This is a genomic window from Stakelama pacifica (assembly GCF_004361835.1).
Taxonomy (GTDB): domain Bacteria; phylum Pseudomonadota; class Alphaproteobacteria; order Sphingomonadales; family Sphingomonadaceae; genus Sphingomonas; species Sphingomonas pacifica.
In genome coordinates this window covers 528,149-551,442 of sequence record NZ_SNWD01000001.1, presented here as the reverse complement: position 1 = coordinate 551,442, position 23,294 = coordinate 528,149, and the positions used below count along the sequence as shown (strand labels likewise).

The 23,294-nt window shown below is 62.0% G+C and carries 19 protein-coding genes; 5 read left to right on the top strand and 14 right to left on the bottom strand.

The annotated features are described in order from the left end of the window. Window positions 1-27 precede the first annotated feature (27 nt). The 3 genes from EV664_RS02475 to EV664_RS02465 all read left to right on the top strand — a co-directional run bounded on the left by EV664_RS02475 (window position 28) and on the right by EV664_RS02465 (window position 4,728). On the top strand, window positions 28-1,104 hold the full coding sequence (locus EV664_RS02475) for a LacI family DNA-binding transcriptional regulator (RefSeq protein ID WP_133494081.1): 1,077 nt from the start codon (window positions 28-30) through the stop codon (window positions 1,102-1,104). A 169-nt stretch (window positions 1,105-1,273) separates the two neighbouring features. Continuing rightward, window positions 1,274-3,055 (top strand): IlvD/Edd family dehydratase, encoded by a 1,782-nt coding sequence (locus EV664_RS02470; RefSeq protein ID WP_133494080.1) that lies wholly within the window; start codon window positions 1,274-1,276, stop codon window positions 3,053-3,055. Continuing rightward, window positions 3,055-4,728, top strand: a complete 1,674-nt coding sequence (locus EV664_RS02465) for a glycoside hydrolase family 43 protein (RefSeq protein WP_133494079.1) — start codon at window positions 3,055-3,057, stop codon at window positions 4,726-4,728. Before EV664_RS02470 ends, EV664_RS02465 begins: the two co-directional genes overlap by 1 nt. An 88-nt stretch (window positions 4,729-4,816) precedes the next feature. Here the strand turns inward: EV664_RS02465 and EV664_RS02460 are convergent, their stop codons facing one another. The 12 genes from EV664_RS02460 to cyoA form a co-directional block, all read right to left on the bottom strand. Further along, window positions 4,817-6,226 (bottom strand): sugar porter family MFS transporter, encoded by a 1,410-nt coding sequence (locus tag EV664_RS02460; RefSeq protein WP_133494078.1) that lies wholly within the window; start codon window positions 6,224-6,226, stop codon window positions 4,817-4,819. A 50-nt stretch (window positions 6,227-6,276) separates the two neighbouring features. Then, window positions 6,277-7,155: an SMP-30/gluconolactonase/LRE family protein gene (locus EV664_RS02455; RefSeq protein WP_133494077.1), complete on the bottom strand. Its 879-nt coding sequence runs from the start codon at window positions 7,153-7,155 to the stop codon at window positions 6,277-6,279. A gap of 4 nt (window positions 7,156-7,159) precedes the next feature. Continuing rightward, a complete protein-coding gene (xylB, locus tag EV664_RS02450; protein WP_133494076.1) occupies window positions 7,160-7,927 on the bottom strand; it encodes a D-xylose 1-dehydrogenase in 768 nt (255 codons plus the stop codon). A 69-nt stretch (window positions 7,928-7,996) separates the two neighbouring features. Then, the gene (locus EV664_RS02445) at window positions 7,997-9,151 is read right to left on the bottom strand and encodes a fumarylacetoacetate hydrolase family protein (RefSeq protein WP_133494075.1); all 1,155 of its coding nucleotides are present in this window, start codon (window positions 9,149-9,151) and stop codon (window positions 7,997-7,999) included. 93 nt (window positions 9,152-9,244) lie between these two features. After that, window positions 9,245-10,501: an SGNH/GDSL hydrolase family protein gene (locus EV664_RS02440; protein ID WP_373287477.1), complete on the bottom strand. Its 1,257-nt coding sequence runs from the start codon at window positions 10,499-10,501 to the stop codon at window positions 9,245-9,247. Between the two features lie 104 nt (window positions 10,502-10,605). Beyond that, a complete protein-coding gene (locus EV664_RS02435; protein ID WP_133494074.1) occupies window positions 10,606-11,139 on the bottom strand; it encodes a response regulator transcription factor in 534 nt (177 codons plus the stop codon). Window positions 11,140-11,143: 4 nt separating this feature from the next. Further along, on the bottom strand, window positions 11,144-12,430 hold the full coding sequence (locus EV664_RS02430) for an ATP-binding protein (RefSeq protein WP_133494073.1): 1,287 nt from the start codon (window positions 12,428-12,430) through the stop codon (window positions 11,144-11,146). Further along, window positions 12,430-13,137 (bottom strand): SURF1 family protein, encoded by a 708-nt coding sequence (locus tag EV664_RS02425; protein ID WP_133494072.1) that lies wholly within the window; start codon window positions 13,135-13,137, stop codon window positions 12,430-12,432. Before EV664_RS02425 ends, EV664_RS02430 begins: the two co-directional genes overlap by 1 nt. Further along, complete coding sequence (gene cyoD, locus EV664_RS02420) at window positions 13,134-13,526, bottom strand: cytochrome o ubiquinol oxidase subunit IV (protein ID WP_133494071.1); 393 nt, start codon at window positions 13,524-13,526, stop codon at window positions 13,134-13,136. Before cyoD ends, EV664_RS02425 begins: the two co-directional genes overlap by 4 nt. After that, window positions 13,523-14,152: a cytochrome o ubiquinol oxidase subunit III gene (gene cyoC, locus EV664_RS02415; RefSeq protein WP_133494070.1), complete on the bottom strand. Its 630-nt coding sequence runs from the start codon at window positions 14,150-14,152 to the stop codon at window positions 13,523-13,525. Before cyoC ends, cyoD begins: the two co-directional genes overlap by 4 nt. 5 nt (window positions 14,153-14,157) lie before the next feature. Then, window positions 14,158-16,161 carry a cytochrome o ubiquinol oxidase subunit I gene (cyoB, locus tag EV664_RS02410; protein WP_133494069.1) on the bottom strand — a complete coding sequence of 668 codons (2,004 nt, stop codon included), beginning with the start codon at window positions 16,159-16,161 and terminating at the stop codon, window positions 14,158-14,160. Window positions 16,162-16,175: 14 nt separating this feature from the next. Beyond that, complete coding sequence (cyoA, locus tag EV664_RS02405) at window positions 16,176-17,303, bottom strand: ubiquinol oxidase subunit II (RefSeq protein ID WP_133494068.1); 1,128 nt, start codon at window positions 17,301-17,303, stop codon at window positions 16,176-16,178. A gap of 161 nt (window positions 17,304-17,464) precedes the next feature. Between cyoA and EV664_RS02400 the strand changes: the two genes are divergently transcribed. Next, a complete protein-coding gene (locus EV664_RS02400) occupies window positions 17,465-18,787 on the top strand; it encodes an MFS transporter (RefSeq protein ID WP_133494067.1) in 1,323 nt (440 codons plus the stop codon). A gap of 208 nt (window positions 18,788-18,995) precedes the next feature. Here EV664_RS02400 and EV664_RS02395 read toward each other — a convergent pair whose 3' ends face one another. Both EV664_RS02395 and uxaC read right to left on the bottom strand, forming a co-directional pair. Next, on the bottom strand, window positions 18,996-20,459 hold the full coding sequence (locus EV664_RS02395) for a mannitol dehydrogenase family protein (protein ID WP_373287476.1): 1,464 nt from the start codon (window positions 20,457-20,459) through the stop codon (window positions 18,996-18,998). Beyond that, the gene (gene uxaC / locus EV664_RS02390) at window positions 20,456-21,871 is read right to left on the bottom strand and encodes a glucuronate isomerase (protein ID WP_133494066.1); all 1,416 of its coding nucleotides are present in this window, start codon (window positions 21,869-21,871) and stop codon (window positions 20,456-20,458) included. The genes EV664_RS02395 and uxaC overlap by 4 nt, the downstream gene beginning before the upstream one ends. Before the next feature lie 323 nt (window positions 21,872-22,194). Here uxaC and EV664_RS02385 point away from each other — a divergent pair, with 323 nt between their 5' ends. After that, the gene (locus EV664_RS02385) at window positions 22,195-23,202 is read left to right on the top strand and encodes a sugar kinase (RefSeq protein WP_133494065.1); all 1,008 of its coding nucleotides are present in this window, start codon (window positions 22,195-22,197) and stop codon (window positions 23,200-23,202) included. Window positions 23,203-23,294: the final 92 nt, after the last annotated feature.

Here is a 23,294-nt window from a genome sequence, read left to right as displayed (position 1 = left end):
AGCGCTACCATCTTTTGAAAGTGAGCCATGGCCAGCACGAAACCCAGACGTCGCAACGGATCGGGCGGCGCCCCGACCATTGCGGATGTCGCTCGCATTGCCGGCGTTTCGGCTATGACCGTTTCGCGCGTGATCAATTCGGAATCGAATGTGCGCCAGACCACTCGCGATGCCGTGAAGGCCGCGATCAAGCAGCTGAACTATCAGCCGAATTCTGCCGCACGCACGCTTGCCGGGGCGATGAAAAGGCGCATCGGGCTGATCTACAGCAACCCCAGCGCCAACTATCTCACCCAGTTTCTGGTCGGCAGTCTCAGTCAGGCGAGTCGCAGCGACGTCCAACTGATTGTCGAGGCATGCGACCTTGGCGACAATGAGCTTCAGGTGGCGACTCAGCTCATCAACAGCGGCGTGGATGCATTGCTGATTCCGCCGCCGCTGTGCGAATCGACGGACCTGCTGAACCTTATCCGCGCTCGCGGCCTTCCTTTTGTCGTAGTGGGTTCGGGGCAGCCGGAAAGCACAGACAATCTGGTCGGGATCGACGATTTCGCGGCCGCGAAAGCGATGACCCGCCATCTCCTTTCGCTGGGACATCGCCGCATCGGCTTTATCAAGGGGAACCCCAATCTATCCGTGAGCGCACACCGGCTGGACGGATATTGCGCGGCGCTGGAGGAGGCTGGGGTCGCGCGCGACGATTCGCTGATCGTTCCGGGCCTTTTCACTTATCGATCCGGCCTTGATGCCGCCGAAATCCTGCTCGATAGCGAGGACGTTCCGACCGCGATCTTTGCGAGCAATGACGATATGGCGGCGGCGAGCGTGGCCGTTGCGCATCGTCGCGGTATGGACGTGCCCGGCGATCTTACCGTGTGCGGGTTCGACGATACGTCGCTGGCGACCGCCATCTGGCCCGAGCTCACGACCATAAGGCAGCCGATTTCGGAAATGGCGAATGCTGCCGTCGAATTGCTGGTCGAGGTGCTGCGTTCGAGCGATGACGGGCAGTGCGAGGCGCATCGCCTGCAGCTGAATTTCACCCTCATCCGGCGACAATCCGACGCAGCGCCGCGCCGTCGTCCGTCGGGAAGCCTTGCCTGAAGCGGGATCAGCGTATTAAGGTGATAGCGCTCCCATAAACAGGGGGCGCTGGAACGCGTCCGGTGTCTTTGCCCCGGAATGAAGCGAGCCAGATCTTTGATTGATGGCGTTTTTCCCATTCGTCCGGCGGTCCTGCCCGATGGGAATTTGCTTTAGGAAAGGATTTGCCATGACCCGGAACCCCGCAAAGCCCTTTCGTTCGCGCGAATGGTTCGCAGCGCCTGGCCGTTCGGATATGGCGGCGCTCTATCTCGAACGCTTCATGAATTACGGGCTTACCCCGGCGGAACTGCGTTCGGGCAAGCCGATCATCGGCATTGCGCAATCGGGCAGCGACCTTGCGCCCTGCAACCGCATTCATGTCGATCTGGCTCGCCGGGTGCGGGAGGGTATCCGCGATGCGGGCGGAATTCCGATGGAATTTCCGTTGATGCCGATTTTCGAAAATTGCCGGCGTCCCACCGCCGCGATCGACCGTAACCTCGCGTATATGACGCTGGTCGAGACGTTGTATGGCTATCCGATCGATGCAGTGGTGCTGACCACTGGGTGCGACAAGACGACGCCGTCGCAGGTTATGGCTGCGTCGACCGTCGATATTCCGGCGATTGTCCTGTCGGGCGGGCCGATGCTGGATGGCTGGCATAATGGCGAGCTGGTCGGATCGGGCACCGTCATCTGGCGCGCGCGGCGCAAGCTGGCGGCGGGCGAGATTACGGAGGAGGAATTTCTCGACCGCGCCACGGACAGCGCGCCATCGGCCGGTCATTGCAACACGATGGGCACGGCGTCGACGATGAACGCAGTCGCGGAAGCGCTCGGCCTGTCGCTGCCCGGTTGCTCGGCGATTCCGGCGCCCTATCGCGAACGCGGGCAGATGGCATATGAAACCGGACGACGCATCGTCGACATGGCCTATGAGGATCTGCGCCCCTCCAAGGTGCTGACGCGCGAGGCGTTTCTGAACGCGATCCGACTGGTCAGCGCGGTCGGCGGATCGTCCAATGCCCAGCCGCATATTATGGCGATGGCAGCGCATGCCGGGGTCGAGCTGACGGCGCGCGACTGGGTCGAATATGGCTATGATCTGCCGCTGATCCTCAACATGCAGCCGGCGGGCGCGTATCTGGGCGAGCGGTTTCACCGTGCGGGCGGCGTTCCGGCGATCCTGCATGAGCTGATCGTGTCGGGGCATCTCGACGGCGACTGCTTCACCGTCACCGGCAAGAGCATCGCCGAGAATGTCGCGGGGCGCGAAACCAACGATCGCGAGATGATCCGCACGGTCGCGCAGCCGCTCAGGGAAAAGGCAGGCTATCTGGTGCTGAGCGGCAATCTGTTCGATTTCGGCATTCTGAAAACCTCGGTCATTTCCGAAGATTTCCGGCGGCGTTATCTGTCGCGTCCCGGCGAGGAGAATATCTTCGAGGCAAAGGCGGTCGTATTCGACGGATCGGACGATTATCACCATCGGATCAACGATCCTTCGCTCGGCATCGACGAAAACACGATCCTCGTCATTCGCGGGGCAGGGCCGATCGGCTGGCCCGGATCGGCGGAAGTCGTGAATATGCAGCCACCCGATGCGCTGATCCGCCAGGGGATCGACACGCTTCCCACGCTGGGCGACGGGCGGCAGTCGGGAACGTCGGACAGCCCCTCGATCCTCAATGTCTCCCCCGAAAGCGCGGTGGGCGGCGGCCTCGCATGGCTGCGCGACGGGGATATGATCCGGATCGATCTGAATAGCGGCACATGCAACGCGCTGGTCGACGATGCCGAAATCGCACGGCGCAAGGAGGAGGGCGGTATCCCCGAAGTGCCGGAGAGTCATTCGCCCTGGGAGGAGCTTTTCCGCGAGAAAACGGGACAGCTCGACAAAGGCGGGGTGCTCGATTTCGCGCTCAAATATCGCGGTATCGCCGCTATCACGCCAAGGCATAATCACTGATGCGCCGCGTCATCGTGCCGGCGCTGGCGCTGCTCGCGACGGGAGCCGCGCCGGACCGGCCGGTGGCGGTGATCGACTGGTTCACCTATAGCGGTGCCGATCCGATCGACCGGGCGGTGACGCCGGGTCCCGACGACTATCGCAACCCGATCCTGCAGGGCTATTATCCCGATCCGTCGATCGTCCGGATGGGCGAGGATTATTATCTGGTCAATTCGACCTTTGCCTATTTTCCCGGCCTGCCGATCTTTCACAGCCGCGATCTGGTTTCCTGGACTCAGATCGGCAATGCGATTGATCGCGAGGGGCAGTTTGATTTCCGCAATTTGCGGCTGTCACGAGCGATTTTTGCGCCCGACCTGACATATCATCAGGGCGTTTTCTATCTTGCCGGGACCTGTGTCGATTGCGGCGGCAATTTCGTGATGACCGCGAAAAATCCCGCCGGGCCGTGGTCCGATCCGGTCTGGAACAAGGTCGACGGGATCGATCCGTCGCTGTTCGTCGATACTGAAGGGCAGGCATGGCTGCTCAACAATGGTCCGCCGCAGGACACGCCGCGCTATGACGGGCATCGCGCGATCTGGATTCAGCGGATCGACCTGAAAACGCTGCAACCCTTCGGTCCGCGAAAGGTGCTGATCGACGGCGGGGTGCATCCGGAGGAGAAACCCGTCTGGATCGAAGGGCCGCATCTCTATCGCCATGAGGGCTATTATTATCTGTCGGCGGCGGAAGGCGGGACCAGCGTCAACCATTCGCAGACGATCTGGCGCAGCAAGCAGGTCGATGGTCCTTATGTCCCGGCCAAAGCCAATCCGATCCTGACCCAGCGCGATCTGCCGGAGGATCGCAAGCATCCGATCACCTCGGCAGGGCATGCCGATCTGGTGACGACGCCCGACGGCAAATGGTGGGCGGTGTTCCTCGCGACGCGGCCATATCAGGGCGATTATTATAATATCGGTCGCGAGACCTTTCTGCTGCCCGTGACGTGGCGCGACGGCTGGCCGAACATTCTGGCGAAGGGCAAGGCGATACCCTGGACGCATAAGCGGCCTGCGCTGAAGCGTCAGCCCCAACCGGCGCTTCCCACCAACGGCGCATTTTCCTATCGCGACGATTTTTCGGGCGATGCGCTTGCGCAGCAATGGATCGGTCTGCGCGGCCTGTCCGCGCAATGGGCTTCGGTCAGCGGCGGTGCGCTCCGATTGACGCCGCGTCCGGTGTCCCTGGGGAGCGAGCTGGTACCGAGCTATGCTGGCCGCCGGTTGCAGCATCACCATGCAACTGTTTCCATCCGGCTGCATTTTGCGGATGCCGCCATAGGCGACCGTGCGGGGCTGGCGATCGTGCAGTCGGAAACCAGCTATTATGCGCTCGATCTCGCCCGCACCGAAAAAGGCTATGCGATCGAGATACGGCGCAGGGCAGGGGCGGACGAGCCGATGGACGGCACCATTGTGGCCACGCGCTCGCTCGGCAGTACCGCACCGAAAGCGATCGGACTTCGGCTGATGCCTGCGGGCGCGACGATCCGTTTCGCCTATTCGCTGCGTGCCGACGAGTGGCAGCAACTGGGCGGAGCGATGGACGCGACGGTCCTGAGCACGAAAAGCGCAGGCGGTTTTGTCGGATCGACCGTGGGGCCGTTTGCCACCTCCACCGAATAAAAAAGAGGCGACGCGCCGCGCGCATCGCCTCTTCGATCGAACCGAACGGGGCAGCGGTATGTTACAACCGCTGCCCCTTTTTCGTTTCTCAGCCTTTCATATCTTCCAGTTCGCGGCCCCGGGTTTCGTGAACCATCGACCGAACGAAGAAGAACGAGATGAAAGCGGCTGCCGCATAAAAGCCATAGGTGATCGGCAGGCCGACCCCCGAGGCGAGCGCGGGGAAGCTGACACTGATCGCGAAATTCGCTGCCCATTGCGCGAAGCCCGACACGGCAAGCCCCGACCCGCGGATCTGGTTCGGGAACATCTCGCCCAGCATCACCCACATCACCGGGCCCCAGCTCGCATTGAAGAAGATCACATACAGATTGGCCGCGATCAGTGCGATGGTGCCGTTCGAATCCGACAGCTGAAGCGAACCGTTGACCAGACTTCCGGTCGAGAACATCGCCGCGACCACGGCCAGCGTTACCGTCATGCCCGCCGAACCGATCAGCAGCAGCGGCTTGCGTCCGACCTTGTCGACTGTGAACACCGCGATGATGCAGGCGAGGATCGACAGCGTTCCGGACAGAATATTAATCAGCAGCGAATCGTTTTCGCTGAAACCGACCGACTGCCAGAGCACCGATCCGTAATAAAAGACGATGTTGATGCCGACGAACTGCTGGAACACGGCAAGGCCGATGCCCGCCCAGACGATCTTGCGCACCTTGCCGGTATTCTTGTCCAGCAGGTCCGACAGACGCGGGCGATGCTGATCCTGTGCCAGCGAGGCGCGGATTTCGTCAGTCTTCTGCTTGGCGACGCCGCGACCCAGAATGCGGCCCAGCACATCCTCCGCCTCGGCATATTTGCCGCGCATCACAAGGAAGCGCGGGCTGTCGGGGATAAGGAACAGCGTCAGCAGATAGATACCCGCCGGAATGACCTGTGCCCAGAACATCCAGCGCCATGCCGGATAGCCCATCCAGAAAATCGCGGTAGAGTGTCCCGCCGTGCTCGCCAGCCAGTAGTTGACGAGGAACGCACCGGTCAGCCCGCTGATGATCATGATCTGCTGCAGCGTGGCGAGCCGACCGCGAATGGCCGCGGGCGTCACTTCGCTGATATATACCGGGGCGAGCACGCTTGCCGCGCCCACTGCGAGCCCGGCCGCCACGCGCGACAGGATGAAGACGATCGACGAGGGCGCTGCGCCCGCGATCAGCGCGCTGATGATGAAGACCAGCGCCGAGAGCATCATCACGTTGCGGCGACCCATCGTGTCGGCAAGCCGCCCCGCCATGAACGCGCCGACCGCACAGCCCGGAAGCAGCGCAGCGACCGCAATGCCGAGCCCGACCTCGCCCAGACCGAAGGCGGCTTTCAGCCCGTCCTGGGTCCCGTTGATAACCCCCGAATCATATCCGAACATGAAGCCGCCGATCGTCGCGACGATCACGATCAACGCGATCAGACCGCGGTTGAGGCGCTCCTCTCCCATGGTTGCCATATTCATTCCCGCATCACTCCCTAACGGCACCTTTGCGGTGCCGTGCCCTATCACTCCATCTTCACAGGCGTGACCGTAACCCCCGGCACATCCGCCCGAAAATGGAAAATATTCCCCGCCAGTGGTTGGCGATTAAGTTCCGCTTCGTCCAGCCCTTTACGCGCTGTCGTTGCGTATGCGTCGCGTCCGTCCGCTCCGCCGAGCGCGATCTTGGTGATATTGGCGACCGGAAAGTCGACTTTATGCGTCAGATTTCCCTTCGCGTCATAGCGCCGTGCCGCCCATCCCCCGAAGAAACCGACCCACACCCCGCCTTCGGAATCGCAGATCGCGCCGTCGGGGTGGCCCTGTACGTCGTCGCCAAAGGCGACAAAGCAGCGCTTGTCGCGCAACGACCCGTCTTCATCGATCGTATAGCTGTCGATCCGCCGACCGAGCGTGTCCACCGCGTGCAGCGTCTGCCCGTCCGGTGCGATTGCGGGGCCGTTGGTGATCGTAACCGGCGCAACGCCGGTATCGCTGATCATGCCGCGATCGAAGCGGAAAAGATGCCCGGTCTGCACGGCTTCGGCATTGTCCATGCTGCCGAACCAGACGCGGCCCGAAGGATCCACGGCGGCATCGTTCAGCCGATTGCCGGGGCGTGATGGTTCGACTTCACATAAATGGGTGAAGGTGCCGGCACGCGGGTCGAACCGATACAGCCCGTCCGCCAGCCCGGAGAGAAAGGCACCCTCGTCCGACGGCAGTACCCAGCCGATCTCGCCCGGCGCGTCCCAGCGCGACGCGGTACCGCTCGTGACGTCAAGCCGGTGGAGATGATGCGATTTGATATCGACGAACCATAAGGCCTTGTCTCGCTCCACCCACACCGGGCCTTCGCCGAGCAGGGCAGCTGCTGCATGGATCGATTCCGGGATGATCGTCATGGCGTCAGCGCCAGCCCGCATCGACGAAATAATCATGCGCAGTGATCAGCGCAGCATCGTCCGAGGCCAGGAACAGCGCCATTGCGGCAATGTCCTTCGGCAGCAGGCGTCCGTCGAGGCACTGGGCAGCGACGATCTCCGCCTCGCCCTCGGGCGTGTACCATTTTTCCTGACGCGGCGTTTTCACGTTGCCCGGAACGATAGTGTTCACCCGGATTTTGTCGCGGCCGAGATCGCGGGCGAGCGCGCGTGTCATCCCCTCGATCGCGCCCTTGGCGGTCTGATACAGAACCAGATCGGGCAGGCCGAGATGCCAGCTGATCGATCCCATATTGATGATCGCACCGCCGCCCGCACGCCGCATTGACGGCACCACTGCCTGAGTTGCGAAGAATTGGTGGCGCAGATTGACCGCCATCCGCTCATCCCAATATTCCGGCGTAACATCCTCGATCGCATGACGATCGTCGTTCGCGGCGTTATTGATCAGGATATCGACGCCCTGCGTTTCGCTGTCGATTTCGGCGATCACCGAGCGAAACTCGTCGAGATTGGTAATATCGCATTCGCGAAAGACCGGGGCATGGCGAGCGTCAGGCGAAAGGTGGGCGACCAGCGCCTCGCTCGCCTCGCGGGCAATGTCGAGAAACCAGACGCGGCAGCCCTGCGCCACAAAGGCCTCGACCAGCCCGGCGCCGATTCCCGACCCGCCGCCGGTGATCAATACGCTCTTATTTTCAAGGCTGGGATAGACTGCGCGGCCGTTGGACAATTTGGTCTCCTGAACACTCGGATATGTCTTACAAATATGATGGATGGTTGCCCGTCATGACCGTAAAGGTCAATCGGCCAGCAGTCCGCGGCGCGAAAGATTGGTCATCAGCGCGCCGATACCCATGGTCCAGGGCGGCGCATCCTTCGAAGTGGTCACCCGATTGACCAGCGCGCCGAGCCGGGGGGAGCGGATCGTCACCACATCGCCGATCTTGTGCGTGAAACCGCGCCCCGGCGTGTCGCGATCCTGAACCGGCGCAAACAGCGTGCCGAGGAACAGGATGAACCCGTCGGGATAATGATGCTCGCTCATCGCCTGACGCATCAGGTCGGTGGGATCGCGGCTGATTTCGGACATCGAACTGACGCCGTCCAGCACATAGCCGTCCTCGCCCTCGATTTTCAGCGTGACCTCGCACGTGCGGACATCGTCCATGGTGAAGCCGCTATCGAACAGGCGAACGAACGGCCCGAGCGAGGCCGATGCATTATTGTCCTTCGCCTTGCTGAGCAGCAGCGCCGAGCGTCCTTCGAAATCGCGCAGATTGACGTCATTGCCCAGCGTCGCGCCGACCGGATTGCCATGTGCATCGGCGAGCAGCGCGACCTCCGGCTCCGGATTGTTCCAGTCGGAATCGGAGCGAACGCCGATTTCCGCGCCCCAGCCGACGGTCGACAAAGCGGCGCCCTTGCTGAAAATCTCCGCATCCGGACCGATGGCGACTTCGAGATATTGCGACCACATCCCGTCCTCGATCAACGAGGCTTTAAGCGCCATGGCTTCTTCGGAGCCGGGAACGACCGAGCGGATCGATCCGCCGATAACGCTTTCCAGCTTTTCGCGGATGGCGAGCGCAGCGCTCGAGTCGCCGCGGGCGCGTTCCTCGATCACCCGCTCGATCGCGGAGATGGCGAAGGTCACGCCTGCTGCCTTCACGCATTGCAGGTCGATCGGGCTGAGCAGACGATACGGCGCGTCGGGCGATGCCGACAGGCCGAGATCTTCGAGCGGCCCCAGCGATTTGCCGGCAGCGGTATCGGTCTTTCCGCCTTCGATCAGCATCGATACGGTCGGCGCGACGCCGCTCATATCATACGCCGTTCCGCCGACGACCATGATGGGGGAGGGGCCGTCGCCCAGATCGGCGCGGCCGATCAGGGTCGCATCGCGCCAATCGACCGGAAGCGATGCTTCCAGCCTGTTCCAATCGCTCTCGGTCACCCTTGCCTGCCTTTCTTTGTTAGCGATAACGTAAATATGCGAACGACATAGCGTCAAGCATTGTCTCATGACGCAGTGCGGTAAGTGGGCTCTTTATTGTGCGTCCCCGAACAATTCCAACGGGATGGAATCGGCCATGGCGCGATATCCTTGCGGACCGGGGTGCAGCCCGTCGCCCGAATCGAATTTGGGGGCCAATCGCGTGGGGTCTTTCGGATCGGCAGTCAGCTTCGCGAAGTCGATCACCGCGTCGAAATTGCCGGGCTTGCGGATCCACGCATTCACCTTGCGCCGGTCAGCCTCATTCATGGCGTCGGGATGATAATAGCCCGACGCGCCGTCGGGCATGATCGTCGCGCCGATCGCCTTCACGCCGTGCATGCGGGCGCGCAGGACGATCTGTTTCAGCGCGCCGATCATCCGGTCGGAAAGCGCCGCATGTTCGTCCGCGCCCACCGGCGCTTCGCGGGTGAGCGTGCCGAGATCGTTGATGCCCTCCAGCACGATCAGATAGCGCACGCCCGGCTGGGCAAGCACGTCGCGATCGAACCGGGCAAGCGCATTGGGGCCGAGGCCGTCGTTCAGAATGCGGTTGCCGCCGATGCCCAGATTAAGCACCGATATGTCGCGTGTCGCCGGGTTCGCCTGCAACCGTTCGGCGAGACGATCGGGCCAGCGATCATTGCCGTTGGTCGTGGCGCCATGCCCGTCGGTGATCGAATCGCCCAGCGTCACGATGGCACGCGCCATGGGCGAAGCGCTGACCGCCAGCCCGGCCAGCTGATACCAATGGTCCACTGTTTTTGCTTCCGGCAGATTGGTGTCGCCAAGATGCGACCCCGCCGCGACATAGCTGGTGGCGCGCGAGCCGGGATGGCCGGTCTGCCCCGAAGGCGCCTTGGGTAAATGCAGCGTCACCGCGAGGCTGGAAAGCGGATCGACCGGCATATTGACCGGGTCCGACCAATAGGATGCGCCCGCCGGAATGACGACGTTCGATTTGCCGTCAAAGGTCAGCGCATGATCGCTCCCCGCGACGATCCGCGCGCTGGCGGGATCGGCAGAGCGAGCGACATGAGCGCCGTCGATCGTGAGCGGTTCGGTGCCGAACGCGTTCGAGACCTGCACGCGCAGCACCTTGCCGCCGATCGAGGTGCGGATGATCTGCCGCAGCGTTGCATCGCTCAGCATTTCCTGCGGCAGGGCATTGTGCGGTTCGGGCGTTTGTTGCGCCGCGGCCCAGCTGCCCACCCAATGGGGCTTGTCCTGTGCAGCCGCAGGGGTGGCGGCCAGTACGAACCCCGCCAGCACCGCGCCCATCATGCCGCGCCATGCGCGTCTTTTCAGCATCCCGTTCTCCATTACGCTTATCGATGCGCTTGATAGCGGTATCAATGACGGTTTCGACGGGCAGCTGTCAATCACCGGCAACGCATCGACCGGAACATCGGCAATTATTCGATGCGCCGCTTTTCCAGCTTTCGGGCAAGCGTGCGCCGATGCATGCCGAGCCGCCGCGCGGTTTCGGAGATGTTGAAGCCCGTGTCCGCAAGCGTCTGATGAATGATTTCCCATTCGCGCGTCTTGACCGATTTGGTCTCGCGCTCGCCCACCGACACGCCGATATCGCCCTCGGCACGGCCGAATGCCGCCTCGATATCGTCGCTGTTCGACGGTTTGGGCAGGTAATGGGTAGCGCCCAGCTTGATCGCCTCGACCGCCGTTGCCACGCTGGCATAGCCGGTAAGCACCACGATGATCGTATCGCGCGATTCCGCCGCGAGCATTTTGACGCAGGCCAGCCCCGAATCGGTTCCCAGCTTCAGATCGACCACGGCGTAATCGGGCACCGATGCGGTCAGGTGATCCTCGACAGCCTTAAGCGAGGTAGCAATCGAAACCGCATAGCCGCGCCGCTCGAACGAGCGCTTCAGCGTCCGGGCGAAATCTTCGTCATCCTCGACGATCAGCAGGGCAGGGGCGGCCATCGCGTCAGTCCTCATTCCATTCCAGCATATCGAGCGGCCAGATCAGCGTGACAATCGCGCCCCCGCGCTCGGCGTTGCCTGCATCCACCCAGCCGCCCATTTTCCGCATCGCATTGACCACCAGAAACAGGCCCAACCCGCCGCCGCGTCGTCCCTTGGTCGATTGGTAGGGCTTGCCGAGATTGGCGAGAATGACGGGATCGAATCCCGGTCCGCTGTCACGCACGGTCAGCATCAGCCGCTCGCCTTCCTGCTCCAGCCGGACCGCGACCTGTCGCTGCGAAGCCTCCCATGCATTGTCGAGCACATTCCAGACAATCTGTTTCAGCGTGCTGTCGGACACGATTCGGGGGTCGCGCGAAAGATGATTGTCGAAGCTGAGCGAATCTGCGCCATGGCGTGCGCGCCATTCCCCGGTCGCCTGTGCGAAGAAGGCGGCAGCGGTGGTGATCGCGATCTGGTCGCCGCGCGGATCGCCCGCCGACATCAGGATGCCGCTGACGATCGACTTGCAGCGCTCGACCGCGACGCGCATATCGCTCAGCTCCTCGGCCAGCACCGGGTCGTCAGCGAGCTTGGGAACGCGCCCCCAGTCATTGATAATGACCGACAGCGAGGCGAGCGGCGTGCCGAGTTCATGCGCCGCTCCCGACGCGAGCAGGCCCATGCGCACTATATGGTCCTCCTCCGCTGCCTGTTGCCGCATCGCCGCCAGCCGGGCATCGCGGCTGCGCAGATTGCGGTTGATGCGCGTGACGAAGAGCAGCAGCAGCGCAGCGACCAGCACGAAGCTGATCAGCGACCCAAGCACATACAGGTCGAGCATCCCGACCGAAATATCATCGGGCAGGCTGAGCGGATGATGGACAACGGCGAGCAGCGCGAAGGCAGCGCTGGTGACCGCTGCCATGACGCATGCCGACCAGAAGCGAAGCAATACCGCGCCCAGCACCACCTGAATCAGCAACAGCCATACGAACGGATTGGTCGCGCCGCCGGAAAGATAGAGCAGCCCGGTGAGCGCAGCGACATCGATCGACAGCGCTGCGAGCAATTCGCGCTCGCCCACCCGCAGCCCGCGCCGCACCGCCACGCTGCTCGCGATATTGAGGAGGATCAGCCCGCCCAGAATGGCGAACATGCTCACAATCGGCAACGGCAGGCCGAGAATCGAAAAAACCAGCTGGATCGTCGCATATTGGCCGGTAATCGCCAGCCATCGCAGCGCGATGAGCTGACGCATATTGTCGACCCCGCTGGGGTCGCGCTGCTTCGGGGGTGGGGCGGCCATCAGGCCTTTTGCGACCGAAACCGCTCCCGGATCAACACCGCTGCGCCGATGATCGTCATGATTGCCAGCACGAACCAGGTGATCGCATAGCTCAGATGATTGTTCGGGAATCGGATTACCGTCAGTCCGCCTACCGGCCCCTTATCATCGTTCGCATTGCGATCGGCATCGATGAAATAAGGGGCAATACGTCCCAGCCCGCGCGCTTTGGCAATGGCGGCCACGTCGCGCGAATACCAGCGGTCCGCCGCCGGATCGTTCGATCGCAGGAATCCGCCGCCCGGTTCGGCGATGCGCAACAGGCCGGTGACCTGTTGCTCGCCCGAGGGAGCCGCAATGCTTTCGCGATCGGGCACAAAGCCCCGATTGACGAGCGCCACAAAGCCGCGATCGCTTTTGAACGGCGTCAAAACCCAAAAGCCCGAACCGAGATCGGTCGACGCCTGAACCAGCGTGTCGCGGCCGCGAATATAATGGCCGGTCAGGCGGACATGACGATATTCCGCGTTGCCCGCGGTGACGTCCGGCCATTCCCGCGGGGGCGGGGCAGGCACCGGAGGCGCCGTCACCCGCGAATCGACACGGGCGATCAGCGCCTCTTTCCAGTGCAGGCGATGGACCTGCCAGATACCGAGCGCAACGAACCCGGCAAAGGCCAGCGCGAGCAGCGCCAGCAGGAACGCAAAGCCGATCCGGCTTCGGGTCATCCGCCGAACTGGACGGCTGCCTGACGCGGAGTCATCGGCATCATATTCGTATTCATATGATACATGACCCAGATCGACCCGGCGAGGGTGATCAGCACAAAGACGACGGTGAAGATCAGCGCCAGCATCGACCAGCCATTTTCGGTCTTCAGGTTCATATGGAGGAAATAGACCATATGGACGAAGATCTGGACGATACCGAGCGCGAAGATTGCGACGATCGTCGAGCCCTTGTCGAGGACGCCGGTCATCACCAGCGCAAAGGGAATGGCCGTCAGGATCACCGACAGCACGAAGCCGATCATATAATCCTTAAACGACCCGTGCGGCATTTCGAGCTCATCATGATGCGCGTCATGCGCATGATGTTCGGTCGGGGTAGCGCTCATCGGGCGACTCCCATCAGATAAACAAAGGTGAAAACGCCGATCCACACGACGTCGAGGAAATGCCAGAACATGCTGAGGCACATCAGGCGGCGCTGATTGGCCTGGATCAGACCCTTGCGCGCGACCTGAACCATCAGCGTCACCAGCCAGATGATACCGATCGTGACGTGCAGACCGTGCGTCCCGACCAGCGCGAAGAAAGAGGACAGGAACGCACTCGATTGCGGCGTCGCACCTTCATGAATGAGGTGCGAGAACTCGTACATCTCGATCGACAGGAACGCCGCGCCGAACAGGCCGGTGATCGCGAGCCAGAGCAGCGTGTTGCTCTTATTGCCCTTCGCCATGGCCAGCATCGCAAAACCATAGGTGATCGAGGAGAAGAGCAGCATCGCGGTGTTGAGCGCCACGAGCGGCAGTTCGAACAGCTCTTTCGGCCCCGGCCCCCCGGCGAAGCTTTCACTCGCCGTTGCATACATCGCGAACAGTCCTGCAAAGAGCAGGCAGTCGCTCATCAGATAGATCCAGAAGCCCAGCATCGTGCTGTGGCCGTCGGGGTGATGCGGCTCTTCCGGCAAGTGGAAGAGCGGCCGGTCGCCGTCGTAAAGCGATTGTGTCGTGCTCATGATATTCAGCCCTGCGCCGTCAGCATGCGGGTACGCGCCGCTTCGGTTTCCGCCACTTCCCGCGCGGGGATGTAATAGTCGCGGTCATAATTGAACGTATGCCCGATCGCCACCACGGCCATGCCGACAAAGGTGATCGCAGCCAGCCACCAGATATGCCAGACCATGGCAAAACCGAACGCCACGCTGATCCCGGCAAGGATGATGCCGGTCGGGGTGTTGCGTGGCATATGGATATCCTGAAACCCTTCGATCGGGCGGGCATAGTTGCTCCGCTTCATATCCCACCACGCTTCGCTGTCATGCACGACCGGCGTGAAGGCAAAGTTATACTGGGGCGGGGGCGAGGAGGTCGACCATTCCAGCGTACGGCCGTTCCAAGGATCGCCGGTCAGATCGGCATTCTTTTTGCGATCGCGAATGCTCACCGCGATCTGGATCAGCATGCAGGCAATGCCGCCGGCGATCAGCACCGCACCGAACGCGGCGATGATGAACCAGATTTGCAAAGACGGATCGTCGAAATGCTGCAACCGGCGGGTGACGCCCATCAGGCCGAGCACATAGAGGGGCATGAAGGCGAAATAGAAACCGATCACCCACAGCCAGAAGGAGCGCTTGCCCCATGTCTCGTCAAGCTTGAACCCCATCGCCTTCGGCCACCAATAGTTGATTCCGGCGAACATGCCGAACACCACGCCGCCGATGATCACATTGTGGAAATGTGCGATCAGGAAGAGCGAATTGTGCAGTACGAAATCGGCAGGCGGCACGGCGAGCAGAACGCCAGTCATGCCGCCAATGACGAAGGTCAGCATGAAGGCAATCGTCCACATCATCGGCAGCTCAAAACGGATGCGCCCGCGATACATGGTGAACAGCCAGTTGAAGATCTTCGCACCCGTCGGGATCGAGATGATCATCGTCGTGATGCCGAAAAAGCTGTTGACGCTGGCACCCGAACCCATGGTGAAGAAATGGTGCAGCCAGACCAGATAAGCGAGGATCGCGATAACGATCGTCGCATAGACCATCGAGGAATAGCCGAACAGGCGCTTGCCCGAAAAGGTCGAGACGACTTCCGAAAACACACCGAATGCGGGCAGGATCAGGATGTACACTTCCGGGTGGCCCCAGATCCAGATCATGTTCACATACATCATCGGGTTGCCGCCCAGCGTGTTCGTGAAAAACTCCGTGCCGACATAGCGGTCAAGGCTGAGCAGCGCGAGAACGACCGTCAGGATCGGGAAGGACGCGACGATCAGAATATTGGTCGCGAGCGACGTCCAGGTGAAGACCGGCATCTTCATCATGGTCATGCCCGGTGCGCGCATTTTCAGGATCGTCGCGATCAGGTTTACCCCCGAAAGCAACGTGCCGATGCCTGCTATCTGCAATCCCCAGATATAATAATCGACACCGACACCTGGACTTGCGTTAATTCCTGAAAGCGGCGGGAAAGCCAGCCATCCGGTGCGCGCATATTCCCCGATAAACAGCGAGATCATGGTGATGACCGCGCCCGCAGCCGTCATCCAGAAGCTGAAATTGTTGAGGAACGGGAACGACACGTCGCGCGCGCCGATCTGCAGCGGCACGACATAGTTCATCAGACCCGTCACCAGAGGCATCGCCACGAAGAAGATCATGATGACGCCGTGCGCCGTGAAAATCTGGTTATAATGTTCGGGCGGCAGATATCCGGCATTGTCGCCGAACGCCATCGCCTGTTGCGCGCGCATCATCAGCGCGTCGGCAAAGCCGCGCAGCAGCATGATGAGCCCGAGAACGATATACATCACGCCGATCCGCTTATGATCGATCGACGTGAACCATTCGCGCCACAACATGCCCCACCATTTGAAATAGGTGATGGCACCCAGGACGGCAGCGCCGCCCAGGACAACGCCGATAAAGGTGATGACGAGGATCGGTTCGTGGAACGGCAGCGAATGCAGCGTCAGCCGTCCGAAGATCGGATCAACGGTGAGGGGAGCGTGGGACATTATGGTTACCAGCTTCAAAGTTTGTCGGCGACAGGCGCCATGGGTTCGTTGTCGGCCGTCATTTGCGGGCCTTCCCGACGGTTCGGCGGCGTAAGCCCGGCCCCGCGCAGGGGCAGCACCGACGCAGTATCATCAGCGTGATCGGGATGGGTCATGTCCATGCCGCGCATCTTCATGCCCTTGCCATCGATCTTCTCACCCGCTGCAGTGGCAGCATCGGCTGCCATCATATCGCGCATGCAGACCGAGCCCGGCGCGACGCAATTATTGACCACCTTGTCGTAGAGATCCGGCGCCACGCCCGAAAAGCGGATCACGGGAACGTCTTCGCTTGGCTGGGCGAGCTTCATATAATCGGCCCGATCGAGCTTGCGCCCCGACTGCTTCGCGCTCGCAATCCACTGGCCGAACTGCTCGTTGCTGAGGCCATGGAAGCGGAAGCGCATGTGCGAAAAGCCGTCGCCGCTGAAATTGGCGCTCATACCTTCATAATCGCCCGGTTTGTTGATGACCGCGTTCAGCTTCGTCTCCATGCTCGGCATGGTGTAGATCATGCCGGCCAGCGCGGGGACGTAGAAGGCGTTCATCACCGAGGAGGAGGTGAGGTGGAAGGTGATCGGACGATCGACCGGAGCTGCAACCTCATTCACCGTGGCAATGCCATATTCGGGATAAATGAAGAGCCATTTCCAGTCGAGCGACACTACCTGAATGTCGAGCGGCTTCGCATCCTTCGCGACATCGCGGCCCGGCTGCAACCGCTCGATCGGCCGATAGGGATCGAGCCGGTGCGTGCTGGTCCAGGTCACTGCGCCAAGGCAGATGATGATCAGCAGCGGCGCCGACCAGATCAGCAGCTCAAGCCCGGTCGAATGGTCCCAGTCAGGATCATATTCGTCTTCGGTCGCTTCGTTGCCGGCGCGATATTTGCGCGCGAAAATAACTGTCAGCACCATCACAGGGATGATGATGAGCAGCATCAGCGCCGTTGCGATCAGGATCAGATCGCGCTGCTGCTGCGCCACATCGCCCGAGGGGCTCAATACCACGGCGTTGCATCCGCTGAGCAGCGGCAGCAGGCCGATTGCGGCAAGCGACGCGAGCAGGCGGCCTCGCGTGCGGGAAAACGAAGAAGGTGTCATGGTCCCGGTATCTAAAGGATGTCGCCGCAGTGCGACATTGGACATTTTGTCCAATCCCGCGCTGCAGCAAGACGCGCTATACGGCACAATGAATTTTTAAAATGGTGGTTGTCGCGGGCAGGGAAATCGTGCTTCGTGACGTCCGCCCGGAGCAGATTTAGATGGTGGAAGAGGCGTTGAATTCTGAGCGTATGGAACGGGATGCCCGCCGGCTGAACGCGCGCGATCACAAGGTTGCGCCCGGTGAAATCGCGATCGGCGTGATTATCGGTCGCACGTCGGAATTTTTCGATTTCTTCGTGTTCGCGATCGCATCGGTGCTTGTCTTCCCCGCGCTGATCTTCCCCTTCGCCGATCCGCTCACCGGAACGCTGTATTCCTTCGCTCTGTTTGCGCTGGCCTTTATCTCGCGTCCGATCGGATCGCTGATCTTCATGGCGATCGACCGCAATCACGGTCGGGCCACTAAGCTGACCGTGGCATTGTTTATGCTGGGGATCTCGACCGTCGGTGTCGCGTTCCTGCCGTCCTATAATGATGTCGGCTGGTGGGCGATTGCGCTGCTGGCGCTGTTTCGCATCGGTCAGGGGCTGGCGCTGGGCGGCGCATGGGACGGGCTCGCATCGCTGCTGGCGCTGAACGTGCCGGAAAACCGGCGTGGCTGGTATGCCATGGTGCCGCAGCTCGGCGCGCCGATCGGCATGATCGTGGCAAGCGCGCTGTTCGCCTATTTTGTGGGCACGCTGTCGGCAGGCGACTTCCTCAGCTGGGGCTGGCGCTATCCCTTCTTCGTTGCCTTCGCGATCAACGTGGTGGCGCTGTTCGCGCGGCTCCGCATCGTCAGCACCCCCGATTACGCCCATTTGTTCGAAAGCCGCGAGCTTCAGCCTGCGCCGGTGCTCCCCACCGTTCGCAAGGAAGGACGCAACATCATCATCGGTGCCTTCGCTCCCCTCGCCAGCTTCGCGCTGTTCCATATGGTCACGGTGTTTCCGCTGTCGTGGATTTTCCTCTTCACTCGCGAAGTCCCGTCGCGCTTCCTGCTGATCGAGGCGGTGGCGGGCGTTTTCGGCGTGGCTGCGATCATCGCATCGGGCTATCTCGCCGATCGCTTCGGGCGGCGGGCGCTGCTCGGGGCAGGGGCTGCGGCGATCGCAGTGTTCAGCGGTTTCGCGCCGCAGATGCTCGATGCAGGCAATGCCGGTGAAATCATCTATATGATTATCGGTTTTATCCTGCTCGGCCTCTCTTTCGGTCAGAGCTCGGGCGCGGTCGCTTCCAATTTCGCGGGCACCGCGCGCTATACCAGCTCCGCGCTGACATCCGACCTTGCCTGGCTGTTCGGTGCGGGCTTTGCGCCGCTGGCGGCGCTGTGGCTGGCGACCAATTTCGGCCTGCTTGCGGCGGGCGGGTATCTGCTGTCCGGCGCGGTACTGACGCTGGTAGCGCTGGTCATCAACGAAGAGCTGGTGCGCAAGAACTGAGCTCGGGAAGCGGGGCTGCGCCTCCCGCTTCGACACCTCCTGTTACTATTCACACGCAGGCTGTGCTCTCCGGGGCGAAACGCATCCGAACGCTGTCCAGCAATTGTCGCAGGCCCGGGCGATGGGCCGGTCCCGAGGGAATCCTGCCGCTGCTCTTCAAGCGAGCAGGGGCAGCCGGGAAAAGCTCCGTAGCTGCCCCTTCGTCCCCTTAAACGCGCGAAAGCGCCGCAAGCGCGCCTTCGTTTTCCAGAATATTGAGCCATTGCGTCACATCGGCGCGAAACCCGCTATCGGCGGCGAGCGCTTTCGGAAAAATGGAGTCGATCGTCAGCAGCGCATCGACCCGCTCTTCAGTCGAACCGCATCCGGCAAGCGCCGAAGCGGTGCGATCGGCCAGCGGATCATCGACCGTATAGCGAGCGCCGGAATCCTCGACCCCGCCCTGCCAGCGCATCCATGCCGCGACGGCAAGACAAAGCGCGGGCGAGGAAGCTCCCGCTTCCTGCCGCGCCGCAATCGGCGCGAGCAGGCGTTGCGGCAGCTTTTGCGACCCGTCCATCGCGATCTGCCGGGTGCGGTGCTGAAGCGCCGAATTGGCGAAACGCGCCATCAGCGCCTTGCGATAGGATGCGATATCGAGCCCCGGCGGCGGCGAAAGCGTGGTCTGCGCTTCATCCCATAGGGTTTCGACAAAATGTCGGGCATCGTCGCGCGCCACCATCTGATCGACAAAATCGATTCCGGCGAGGCCGCCCAGATAAGCAAGGCCCGAATGCGCGCCGTTGAGAAGGCGTAGCTTGGCATCCTCCCAGGGCGGTACCGCTTTGGTCAGCTGCACGCCAAGCGCTGCGAAATCGGGCCGCTCGCCCGCGAAATGATCCTCGATCACCCATTGGCAAAAAGGTTCGGTCTTCACCATGCCGCGATCCTCGACGCCCAGCGTGGCGGCAAGCGCGGCGATATCCTCGTCCGTGGTCGCCGGAACGATGCGATCGACCATGGTCTGCGGAAAGGCGCCGTTCGCTTCGATCCAGTCGGCAAGCGTGGCATCATGCGCGCGCGCCATGGTGAGCACTGCCTGTTTCAGCCGCCCGCCATTGTGCGGCAGATTGTCGCAGCTGATCGCAGTGAAGGGGAGGAGGCCCGCCGCGCGGCGCTTCGCCAGTGCCGCGACGATGAAGCCGGGCGCGGTGCGCGGCGCGGCGAGACTGGCAAGATCGGCGGCGACATCGCTATCGTCCTCGCGAAGACTACCGCTGGACGGGTCGAGCTTATAGCCCTTCTCCGTGACGGTCAGCGTGACGAGATGCGTATCGGCAGCGGCCAGCGCGGCAACCACGGCAGCGGGATCTTCGGGCGCGACGAGCATATCCGCAACCGCGCCGATGATCCGAAGCTGCTGCTCATCGCCCTCACGAACTACCAGCGTATACAGGCCGTCCTGCGGCGCCAGCTGATCGCGCACCCCGGCCGAGCGAAGCGATACGCCGACAATGCCCCAGCGCAGATCGCCGCTACGCAACGCTGCGTCGAAGATCGCCGCCTGATGCGCGCGGTGAAACGCGCCCACGCCCAGATGGACCACGCCGGGCCGGACCTTCGCACGGTCATAGCCGGGGAGGGCGACCTTGTCGTCGAGATCGCCCGATACTGCCATGTTCAGCCGCATCACAGCCGATATGCCTTTTTGACGAGCCCATAGGTCAGCGCATGCGCGACCTCTGCCGCTTCATCTTCGGGCAGGCGGTGTTCGGCGACCAGCCGGGCCAGAAACGTGCAGTCCATCCGCCGGGCGACATCGTGCCGCGCGGGAATCGACAGAAAAGCGCGCGTATCGTCGTTAAACCCGACCGTGTTGTAGAAACCGGCGGTTTCGGTCGCCCGCTCGCGGAAACGGCGCATCCCCTCCGGGCTGTCATGGAACCACCAGGGCGGCCCCAGTTTCAGCGCCGGATAATGCCCGGCGAGCGGGGCAAGTTCGCGGCTATAGCTGTCCTCATCGAGCGTGAAGATCACGATGGTAAGTGCCGGGTCCGAGCCATAGCGGCTGAGCAGCGGTTGAAGCGCCTTCACATATTCGGTCTGGGTCGGAATATCGGCGCCCTTGTCGCGGCCGAAACGTGCCATGACCATGCTATTGTGATTGCGATGCGCACCGGGATGGATTTGCAGCACCATCCCGTCCTCGATGCTCATCCGCGCCATTTCGGTGAGCATCTGACCGCGGAACAGCTCCGCTTGCGCAGGGGTAAAGTCGCCAGACCGGATGGTGGCATATAAGGCTTCCGCTTCGGCCTGGGAAAGATCGGCGGTCGTGGCGGTCGGATGGCCGTGATCGGTCGCGGTCGCGCCGCCCGTTTCGCGGAAATAGCGGCGGCGATTGCGATGGGCGTTCAGATATCCCGTCCAGCTCGTAACGTCCTCTCCGGTGATCCGGCCCAGTTCGGCGACATTCTCGGCAAAGCCTTCATAATCGGGATCGACGACCGCATCGGGACGATAGGTGGTGACGATCCGCCCTTTCCAGCCGCTTTTGCCGATCGCGCGATGATGATCGAGCGGATCGAGCGCGCTTTCGGTCGTCGCGATCGCTTCGATATTGAACCGTTCATAAAGAGCGCGGGGACGAAATGCGTCGGACGCAAGCGCTTCACCGATCGCATCATAATAGCTGTCGGCATTCTTGCTCGACAGGATCTCGGTCATGCCGAACAGCTCGGAAAAGACCCAGTCGAGCCACATGCGCGAGGGTGTGCCCCGAAACAAATAGTAATTTTCGGCGAAACGCCGCCAGATTGCGCGATGATCGCTTTCGACCGGGCCGCCGTCGACGCGCGGAACGCCGAGATCTTCGAGCTTCACCCCCTGGCTGAACAACATGCGAAAGACATAATGATCGGGAATGATGAGCAGGCTGGCCGCATCCCCAAAGGGTTCGTTGCGATCAAACCAGACAGGGTCGGTATGGCCGTGCGGGCTGATGATCGGCAGATCGCGGATAGCGTCATAGAGGCGCCGTGCGATTGCGCGCGTACCGGGATCGGCGGGAAACAGCCGGTCGGGGTTCAGAACAAGTGCGGCCATCGGTTCCTCTCTCTTATCAGCATCCGCATTGATAGCGTTAACGGTGGTAATTGGCTACCGGCCATAGCGCCAGCGCGTGCATGTTACTTTCGAAGTGAAGAAGGTATAGCGGCGCTCTGTCACCCCGGCGGTCGAATGAATAGCCGCGATAAAATAACAAATACCTATCAATATTAACGCGTTAAGGAGAATGTCTACCTGCCAGTGTTAGCAAAAAGGCCGTTAAATTCCGGCGTGCCCGCCGGGGTGTAAAGTCGCGGCGGAGGCGATATAGCGCCGAAAGTGCACGGCATTCGCGGGCGAGAGACGGGGAGAAGAATAGCATGACGAAGTTTTTGGCATTTGGCGAAGTCATGTTCCGCTTGTCGCCGCCCGACCGGCAGCTTTTGCTGCAAACGCCGCGCCTCGATGTCTGGACCGCAGGTGCTGAGGCCAATGTGGCGAGCGCGCTGGCGATGCTCGGCCATAACGCGGCGCTGGCTACGGTGCTGCCTTCCAATACGCTGGGCGATGCGGCGGAGCGGTCGCTGCGCGCGCTGGGTGTGGATTGCCGCCATATCTCCCGCCTGCCCGGGCGGATGGGGCTGTATTTCGTGACGCCGGGCGCCGGGCTGCGTCCGACTGAAGTCGTATATGACCGCGCGCACTCCGCCTTTGCCGAAGCTCCTGCCGGCCATTGGGAATGGGATGCGCTGCTGGACGGTGTCGATCAGTTGCATTTGTCGGGCATTACCCCGGCGCTCGGCCCGGTGCCGGGGCGTGCTGCGCTGGCGGCGGTGGAGGCAGCGTCGGCGCGCGGTATCCGGATTTCGTTCGACGGCAATTACCGGGCGCGGCTATGGGAAAGCTGGGACAGCGATCCGCGCACCATCCTGAAAGAACTGGTCGCTCATGCCCATATCCTTTTCGGCAATCATCGCGATATCGCGCTGATGCTGGATCGCGACTTTCCCGGCGACGGCGAAGCGCGCCGCCATGCCTCAGCAGCGGCTGCCTTCGAGGCGTTTCCGAAGCTGGAAATCATTGCCTCGACCGCACGCCATGTGGTGAGTTCCGATCTGCATCGCCTGTCGGCACGGATCGACACGCCGAACGGCCATGCCCAGACCGACGAAATCGAATTATCGGGCATTGTCGACCGGATCGGCGCCGGCGATGCTTTTGCGTCGGGCGTGATAGACGCGCTGCGCCATGGCAGGTCGATTGAGGATGCGGCCGCGAACGGGCTTGCGCTCACCAGCCTCAAACATTCGCTGCCGGGTGATGCCAGCCTGTTCACTCGCGCCGATCTGGAAGCCTTCACCCCGCTGGGTGCCGACGTCCGCCGCTAGAGCCGATCCGGTTCTGATCAAACCGGATCGGCTCTCGCTTTCTCGTTGTTTTCCGTTATTTCCGAGCCGCCGGAGCAGTCCATCCGGCTCGA